Raw genomic sequence first — 8,434 nt, 5'->3', positions numbered from 1 at the left:
TCCTCGCCGAGGAGCTGACCGAGCTGGACGGCAGAGCCCCGGACGGCGTCGTGCTGGTGCCCGCCTACATCGAGGCGGGCCGGCTGACCGTCGGCTCCCACCACTGGATGCGGACCACGGACGGACTGCTCCCCGTCGGGATGAGCGAGTTCGCCCGCGACGCCACCTTCGGCTACCGCAGCTCCTCGCTGCCCGAGTGGGTCGAGGNNCCTCGACGACCTGCGCGGCGGCGGCCCGGCGCACACGGCACGGCTGCTGTCCTCGCTGCGCGGCGGACGGGCGGCCGTGGTCGACGCGGTGTGCGACGACGACCTGCGCGTTCTCGCCCTGGCCCTGGCGCTGGCGGAGGAGAGCGGCACCCGGCTGCTGTACCGGGTCGGGCCGTCCTTCGTCAGAGCCCGCGCCGGGCAGGCGGCGCGGGCCCCGCTCACCCCGGCCGCACTGCGCCGGCTCACCCCGGCCGCGGTGCGCCCGCCGCACGGCGGCGCACCGCACGGTCTCGTCGTCGTGGGGTCTCACATGGCGCTCACGACACGGCAGTTGGACCGGCTGCGGGAGCGCGGCGGGATCGCCGAGTACGAACTGGATGTGGCGCTGCTGCTCGACGAGGGGCGGCGTGACGCCCACATCGCCGAGGTCGCGGCCGCGGCCGCCGACGCGCTGGACTCGGCCGACGCCGTGATCCGCACCTCTCGGGTGCTGGTGACGGGTGCCGACGCGGACGACAGTCTGGCGATCTCCCGCCGGGTCTCCGCCGCGCTCGTCCAGGCGGTCCGCCAGGTCAACGCCGCCCGGCGGCCCGCTTTCGTCGTCGCCAAGGGCGGCATCACCTCCAGCGACACCGCCACCCACGGCCTCCGGATCCGCCGCGCCTGGGCCCGGGGCACGCTGCTGCCGGGCATCGTCTCGCTCTGGGAGCCCGTGGACGGCCCCGCCGCCGGCATCCCCTACATCGTCTTCGCCGGGAACGTCGGGGGCGCCGACGCCCTCGTCGACGCCCTCGACCTGCTCGGGAGTGCCTGATGCTGCTGCACGGAACCGATGCCCTGAAGGAGGCCGCGGCCGCCGGTCACGCCCTGCCCGGGTTCGTCGCCTACAACCTGGAGACGGTCCAGGGGATCACGGCCGCCGCCGAGACCGCGGGACGGCCGGTCGTCATCCAGGCGGGCTCCAGTCCCTTCAAGCACGCCGGTCGCGAGGCCCTGATACGGCTGGCGCTGGACGCCGCCGCACGCTCCACGGCCCCTCTCGGAGTGCACCTCGACCACAGCCGGGACCTGGACGAGATCACGGCCTGCCTGGAGGCGGGCTACACCTCCGTCATGGTCGACGGCTCCCACCTGCCCTTCACGGAGAACATCGCGCTGACGCGGGAGGCCGTCCGCCGAGCCCGCGACCACGGCGCCTGGGTGGAGGCCGAACTCGGTGCCCTCCCCGGTGACGAGGACGTCTCCACCGACGCCGTCGCGCACACCGCGGCGATGACCGACCCGCGGCAGGCGGCCGAGTTCGTGGCCGCGACAGGCGTGGACGCGCTCGCCGTCGCCGTCGGCAACGTCCACGGCTTCACCCAGCATCCGGTCCGCCTGGACCTGGAGCGGCTGGCCGCGATCCACGAGGGCGTGACCGTCCCTCTCGTCCTGCACGGCGCCAGCGGTCTGCCCGTCGAGGAACTGCACGGCGCCCTCGCCCGAGGTGTGGCCAAGGTCAACGTCAACGCCGAGTTGCGCCGCGCCTACCTGGAGGCCACTCGCACGGCCCTCCCGTCGGCGCTGCCCGGCTCCGACGTGGTCCTGCTGTGGGCGGCGGGCCGCGACGCGGTCCGGGACGCCGCCCTGGAGGTCATCGGCCGCCTCAGCCCCCGCCCCGCGGGGGCTGAGGCATGACCGCCTGAACTTCCCCGCCGCCCGGAGCCGCACCGCATCGCATCGCATCGGTGGACACACGACCGTCGTCCGCCTTCCCTGCCGCGCGCGCCGCGCGCGGGTCGCACCGCTCTGTCCCGTGCCCGCGTGCCCTCCCCGGGCACGCGGGCCGCCCCGCACCCAGTTGGAGACACCATGTCCACAGCTCCCTCGATCGCCGTGCTGCACACCAGCCTGCTGTTCGTGAACCCCGATTCGGTCATCAACGAGTACCTCTCAGAGCTCGCGCCGGACGCCAGGGTCCTGCACTTCGTCGACAGCGACGTGCTCGCGGACGTGGTGCGCGACGGTGAGGTCTCGTCCGCCAGCACACAGCGCATGGTGCACCTCGCCCAGGCCGCGGAGTCCGCGGGCGTCGACGTGATCTTCTCGGCCTGCTCCTCGGTCGGTCCGGCCATCGACGTGGCCCGACGCCTGGTCTCCGTCCCGATCGTCAAGATCGACGACGCGATGACCGCGTCCGCGGTGGAGACCGCCGACGCCATCGGCGTCCTGGCCACGGTCCCCACGACGATGCCGCCGACCCGTGCCCTCGTCGAGGAGAAGGCCCGGGCGGCCGGCCGCGACATCACCGTGCGGGAACGGCTGTGCGAGGGCGCCTTCTCGGTGCTGATGTCCGGTGACCGCGACCGCCACGACGCGATGGTCCTGGACGGGGCACGTGCGCTGGCCACCGAGGTCGACGCGATCGTGCTGGCCCAGGCGTCCATGGCACGGCTGGCTCCCGCGATCGCCGAAGCCGTCGGCAAGCCCGTCCTCTCCAGCCCGCGCAGCGGCACGGAGAACGCGGTGCGTGTACTGAACGCGCGGACGACCGAACCTGCCGGTGCCACGGGCAAGGCCCTTGAGACCGAGGATTGGCAGGGAGGCTGCGGAGCCAGGTGATCGCATCGCACGGGGGCGGTCCGACCTCACGGCATGTGGTGTTCTGCCGTGAGGTCGGACCGCCCCCTCCGCATCGTTCACTGATGATCCTGGCCGGCCGCCACTGCGCCCGGCCGTCCACCATTGATCCCGGCCGTCCCCGGCCGAACCACAGGAGCCAGCATGCCGAGGTTCGCAGCGAACCTGTCCATGATGTACACCGAGTACGACTTCCTCGACCGCTTCGCCGCGGCCGCGGCCGACGGCTTCCAGGCCGTCGAGTACCTCTTCCCCTACGCCTACGACGCCGCCGAGCTGCGCCGCCGGCTCGACGACCACGGCCTGGAGCAGGTGCTCTTCAACGCGCCTCCCGGAGCGTGGGAGTCCGGGGAGCGCGGGACGGCGGCGCTGCCCGGACGCGAGGCGGAGACGCGTTCCGGGGTCGACCGGGCGCTGGAGTACGCGGTGGCGCTGGGCTGCCCGCGGGTGCACCTGATGGCCGGGCTGGTCCGACCGGACGCGACACCGGCCGAGCGGGCCGGGCACCGGGGCACCTACCTGACCAACCTGGCCTGGGCAGCGGAACGGGCGGCCTCGGCGGGCGTGGACATTCTGATCGAGCCGATCAACGGCCGCGACATGCCCGGATACTTCCTGAGCACCCAGGCCGAGGCCCATGGTGTGACGCGGGAGGTGGGCGCCTCGCATCTCAAGGTGCAGCTCGACCTCTACCACTGCCAGATCGTCGAGGGCGACCTCACCACGACGCTGCGCCGCGACCTGCCGACCGGCCGGGTCGGTCATCTCCAGATCGCGGGTGTGCCCGACCGGGGTGAGCCCGACCGGGGTGAGGTCGACGTCCGCCACCTGTTCGACGTGGTCGACGAGTTGGGCTTCGACGGGTGGATCGGTTGCGAGTACCGGCCCCGCGCCGGCACGAGCGAAGGTCTGGGCTGGCTGAACGACTACCGCGGCCGCCGAGGCGAAAGCGCTTGAGAACACTGTCGCGGCCGGTGGGCGCTGGGCAACCGGCCGCGGGAGTCGTCGAGGAGTTGCGTCCTCCGGGCAGGTTGCCCTCGCGAGTGGTCTCCACGGCGGGGGCAACCTGCGCCATCGGGGTCAGGACACGGTCACGTAGATCTTGCGCACGGTTTCGATGGTCTTCCAGACACCGACGTAGCCCGGCTTCATGACAAAGCTGTCGCCTGCCTTGTAGATCACCGGCTCGCCGCCTTCCGGCGTGAGTTCGACGACGCCGGAAAGGATGTGGCAGAACTCGAAGGTCTCGCCCTTGATCGAGCGCGTCTCGCCGGGCGTAGCCTCCCAGACGCCCGTGTGGATGGTTTCCCCACGGGCGTCGTCCTGTGACCAGGTCTTGTACGTCGGATCACCGGAGATCAGGCGTTCCGGCAGCGGGCCGGACTCCTTGGGTACGAAGGAGGGGTCGGTGTCGATGGTCTTCAGGAGCGACATGTTTGTTCCTTTACTGTTGGGAAAATCTCGGTGCGGGTCAGGCAGTCGGCAGACGTCGAGTGTCCCCGGCATCCCGCACGGAGCCCATGCGTGAACTGTCCAATGCGGACACCGTCTTCGGACGTTGTGTCAAGGACACACGGTGGAGGTGGGTGACGACCTGACCTTGAACCGGTCGGGACGCACGAAATTCAGGCCGTCGACGGTCTTCTTTCCGAGTGCCTCGTGTGCGGCGATATGGCCGTAGCCGGTCGCCATCTTGAAGCCCTTTCCGGAGAATCCGGTGGCGCAGTAGATCCTGCTGTTCTCGTCCAGCCAACCGAGGAGGGGATGACTGTCCTCGGTGAAAAGGTCGGGGAACGCGTCGGAGCGCACAATCGTGGGGATCAGGCCGGGAAAGAACTCGGTGACGATGTCGGTGACCTTCTCGACCTCTTCACGAGTGAGTTCTCTGGGCACGGAGTCCGGATCGGGAGTTGTCCTTCCGCGCCCGTCCACCGGTCCGTCCACCGATGCCTTGACCGTCGCACCGTCGACCGCGGGTGCGCCGTACATGGAGCGGCCGTCGTAGAGCCGGCTGAAGACGGGGAAGTTCTCCGGCGAGAACTGCGCGCCGTCCTGGGCGAGGAACCAGGTCAGGACGATCCGCTTGGTTTCGGTGACGGCCTTGAGGTGGTCGGGCATGAGCCTGCGGGACCAGCCGCCCGAGGCGACGATGACCTTCTCGAACGTCCAGGTTCTGTCGCCCGAGGTGACGACCACGCCGTGGTCGGTTTCGGTGATGCTGTCCACGGGTGTGTTCCGCAGGACCGTGGCGCCGCCCGCCTCGGCCGCCGCGACGGCGGCGCTGACGGCACGGTCGGTGCGCAGAACGCCGGCGTGGGGGTCATACACGGCGCAGTCGTCGGGGCGGAGGTTGTGCTGGGGATAGCGTTCCGCCATCTCCTCCCGGCTGAGGACGCAGTGCTCGGCTCCGTTGAGGCGTGTTGTCTCGAGGAGGTTGGTGATATAGCTGCCGTTCGCCGTCCCGATGGACAGTCCCCCGGTGGTGGTGAGGATGTCCTGCCCGGTCTCCGCTTCGAGCTCGGCCCACAGGCCGCGGGAGCGTTCCATGATGGGGTAGTAGTCGGGTCTACCCAGGTAGACCATGCGGAACAGGCGGGTGTCCCCGCCCACGGCGCTACGGCCGTGGGCGGGGGTGGCGGCCTCGAAGCCGACCACCGAGTCGGACAGCCGGGAAGCCTGCCACAGGGCCATGCTTCCGATGCTGCCCAAGCCGATGACTGCGAGTTGTGCGTCCATGCGAGCGGTTTCCTCTCGGTCGGGTGCGTCAGGCTCCGACAGGGACGGCCATGTACTTGTACTCCAGGAACTCGTCGATGCCGACGCGTCCGCCTTCGCGCCCGAGCCCGGACTGCTTGACGCCGCCGAAGGGCGCGGCGGGGTTGGAGACCAGTCCGGTGTTGAGGCCGATCATGCCGCTCTCGAGGCGTTCGGCGACGCGCAGGGCGCGGTCGAGGTTCTGGGTGAACAGGTAGGCGGCCAGGCCGAATTCGGTGTCGTTGGCGGCGGCGACGGCCTCGTCCTCGGTCTCGAAGGTGCGGATCGCGGCGACGGGGCCGAAGATCTCGGTGTCGATGATCGCGGAGTCGGCGGAGATGCCGGTGAGGACGGTGGGCGGGTAGAAGCAGCCCGGTCCTTCGGGGAGTTCACCGCCGGTCAGGACGGTGGCGCCCCGCTTGACGGCGTCCCGCACCAGATCGTGGGCCTTGCTCCGGCCGGCGTTGTCGATGAGCGGGCCGACGTCCGTGCCGGGTTCGGTGCCGGGCCCGACGGTGAGGGCGGCCATGCGGGCGGCGAGGCGGGAGGCGAACTCCTCGGCGACGGAGGTGTGGACGAGGATGCGGTTGGCGGCGCAGCAGGACTCGCCCATGTTGCGCATCTTGGCGACCATGGTGCCCTCGATGGCCACGTCGAGGTCGGCGTCGTCGAAGACGATGAGGGGGGCGTTGCCGCCCAGTTCCATGGAGGTGCGGATCACGGTGTCGGCGCACTGGGCCAGCAGGATCCGGCCGACCTGGGTGGAGCCGGTGAAGGAGAGCTTGCGGATCTGCCCGCCCCGCAGGAGGGGTTCGATGACGCCTGGCGCGTCCGAGGTGGTGACGATGTTCAGCACACCGGCCGGCAGGCCCGCCTCGGTGAGGATCTCCGCCAGGGCCAGGCTGGACAGAGGAGTCTGAGGGGCGGGTTTGAGGACGATGGTGCAGCCGGCGGCGATGGCGGGGCCGATCTTGCGGGTGCCCATCGCCAGGGGGAAGTTCCAGGGCGTGATGAGCAGGCAGGGGCCCACGGGCTGACGACTGACCAGGAGTCGGTTCCTGCCGTCGGGAGCGGTCATCATGCCGCCGTCGACACGGACGGCTTCCTCGGAGAACCAGCGGAAGAACTCCGCCGCGTAGGCGACTTCGGCACGCGCCTCGGCCAGGGGCTTGCCCATCTCCAGGGTCATCAGCAGCGCGAGGTCCTCGGTGCGCGCGATGACGATGTCGTAGGCGCGGCGCAGGATCTCGCTGCGCACCCGGGGCGGGGTGGCGGCCCAGGCGGCCTGCGCGGCGACCGCCGCCTGCACGGCACGCCGGCCGTCCGCGGGTGAGGCGTCGGCGACCCGGCACAGTTCCTCGCCGGTGGCCGGGTTGTCGACGGACAGGGTCCGGCCGGACTCGGCGTCCTGCCAGCCACCACCGATGAACAGCTGCTTGGGAACATCACGGACGACAGACATCGTGGGTATCTCCTTGTAGGTGTGGAAGGGCTGCCGACCGGTCAGCGGATGCGGTCCAGCGTCTTGTAGTAGGCGCCCGCGAAGGGCAGGAACCAGGCGGTGCCGTTGTAGAGGGGGATGCGGGGCGGCGCGATGTCCCGGACGGGGCTGACCTCGGGGTGGCCGTCCATCACCTCGGCCATGACATGGCCCATGTGGGTGGCCATCTGCACACCGTGTCCGGCGTATCCCAGGGAGTAGTGGACGCCGTCCTCGGTCTGCCCGGCGTGCACGATGCGGTCCATGGCGAAGCCGACGGAGCCGCCCCACACGTACTCGACCTTGGTGCGGGAGAGCTGGGGGAAGATCTCGCACATCTCACGGAACAGGACTGCGCCGCTCTTCTTGTCCGAGGTGGGGTCGGACGGCGCGAAGCGGGCGCGGCCGCCGAACAGCAGCCGGTTGTCCGGGGTGAGCCGGAAGTAGTGGCAGACCTTGTTGGAGTCGACGATGAGACGGGCCTTGGGGATGATGTCCCGGGCGAGTTCCTCACCGAGCGGCTCGGTCACGATGATGAAGCTGCCCACGCTGACCTGCTGACGGCGCAGCCACGGGAAGTTCTTGTCGGTGTAGGCGTCGGTGGCCATCATGACCTGCCCGGCGCGGACCACACCGCGCTCGGTCTGCACCTCGAAACGGCCGGCGGCGGTACGCCGCACACCGATGGCCGCGTTGCGCTCGTGGATCTCGACACCGGTGCGCTCGCACGCCTCGGCCATGCCGCCCACGAAGCGGCCGACGTGCAGTGCGGCGCTGAACGGGTCGAGCAGGCCGCCGTGGTAGGCGTCGGATCCGATCTCGGAACGCAGCTCGGACTTGCCGATCAGAGTGGTCTCGTGTCCGAAGTACTTGGCCAGGTCGCGCTGCTGGGCCTTCTTGCTCTCGAAGTGCGAGGGGCGGGACGCGACGCCCAGACGTCCGACGCGACGGAACTGGCAGTCGATGGATTCCTCGTTCACGAGCCGCTCGACGGTGTCGACGGCCTCGCCGTAGGAGTTGTAGATCTCACGGGCCCGCTCCAGGCCGTACCGGCGGATGGCCTGGCCCACGCCGATGGTGAAGCCCAGGTTGGCCATGCCGCCGTTGCGCGCGGAGGCACCGGAGCCGATCTGGCCCTTCTCGACGAGGGTGACCCGAGCGCCCTTGCGGGCGGAGTGCAGAGCGGTGGACAGACCCGTCAGACCGGCGCCGACCACCACCAGGTCGGTGTCCTCGGTCAGCGGCTTGCCGGACCGGTCCGGAAACACCCCAGCGGTTTCTATCCAGTAGGGAATCGTCTTCATGTCGGGTCCTTAGCGGGGAGTTTCGAGGTGCAGCGGCTGGCGGTCGGGGCGGCGGCGGTCATACGGCC

At 70.5% G+C, this 8,434-nt stretch carries 8 protein-coding genes and 1 pseudogene; 5 read left to right on the top strand and 4 right to left on the bottom strand.

Annotated elements, in window-relative coordinates:
• Positions 1-50: 50 nt before the first annotated feature.
• From AOK15_RS48850 to otnI, 5 genes and pseudogenes are all read left to right on the top strand, one after another.
• Positions 51-207, top strand: a pseudogene (locus AOK15_RS48850) (four-carbon acid sugar kinase family protein); the annotation flags it as partial.
• 2 nt (positions 208-209) lie between these two features.
• Positions 210-1,023 (top strand): nucleotide-binding domain containing protein (locus AOK15_RS48585; RefSeq protein ID WP_338059919.1); only part of this gene is annotated, 814 nt, incomplete at its 5' end.
• Positions 1,023-1,886, top strand: a complete 864-nt coding sequence (locus AOK15_RS22775; protein ID WP_055519814.1) for a class II fructose-bisphosphate aldolase — start codon at positions 1,023-1,025, stop codon at positions 1,884-1,886. The genes AOK15_RS48585 and AOK15_RS22775, both read left to right, overlap by 1 nt.
• Before the next feature lie 174 nt (positions 1,887-2,060).
• A complete protein-coding gene (locus AOK15_RS22770; protein ID WP_055519812.1) occupies positions 2,061-2,810 on the top strand; it encodes an aspartate/glutamate racemase family protein in 750 nt (249 codons plus the stop codon).
• Positions 2,811-2,972: 162 nt separating this feature from the next.
• Complete coding sequence (gene otnI / locus AOK15_RS22765) at positions 2,973-3,785, top strand: 2-oxo-tetronate isomerase (protein ID WP_055519809.1); 813 nt, start codon at positions 2,973-2,975, stop codon at positions 3,783-3,785.
• Between the two features lie 123 nt (positions 3,786-3,908).
• Here the strand turns inward: otnI and AOK15_RS22760 are convergent, their stop codons facing one another.
• From AOK15_RS22760 to AOK15_RS22745, 4 genes are all read right to left on the bottom strand, one after another.
• Positions 3,909-4,262: a cupin domain-containing protein gene (locus AOK15_RS22760; RefSeq protein ID WP_055519807.1), complete on the bottom strand. Its 354-nt coding sequence runs from the start codon at positions 4,260-4,262 to the stop codon at positions 3,909-3,911.
• Between the two features lie 129 nt (positions 4,263-4,391).
• On the bottom strand, positions 4,392-5,564 hold the full coding sequence (solA, locus tag AOK15_RS22755) for an N-methyl-L-tryptophan oxidase (RefSeq protein WP_055519805.1): 1,173 nt from the start codon (positions 5,562-5,564) through the stop codon (positions 4,392-4,394).
• Positions 5,565-5,592: 28 nt separating this feature from the next.
• The gene (locus tag AOK15_RS22750) at positions 5,593-7,044 is read right to left on the bottom strand and encodes an NAD-dependent succinate-semialdehyde dehydrogenase (RefSeq protein ID WP_055519803.1); all 1,452 of its coding nucleotides are present in this window, start codon (positions 7,042-7,044) and stop codon (positions 5,593-5,595) included.
• Positions 7,045-7,085: 41 nt separating this feature from the next.
• A complete protein-coding gene (locus AOK15_RS22745; RefSeq protein ID WP_055519801.1) occupies positions 7,086-8,366 on the bottom strand; it encodes an NAD(P)/FAD-dependent oxidoreductase in 1,281 nt (426 codons plus the stop codon).
• Positions 8,367-8,434: the final 68 nt, after the last annotated feature.

The organism is Streptomyces ossamyceticus (assembly GCF_001418475.1).
Taxonomy (GTDB): Bacteria; Actinomycetota; Actinomycetes; order Streptomycetales; family Streptomycetaceae; genus Streptomyces; species Streptomyces ossamyceticus.
The sequence above is the reverse complement of the archived record's forward strand: the minus strand, read 5'-3'. Positions and strand labels throughout refer to the sequence as shown.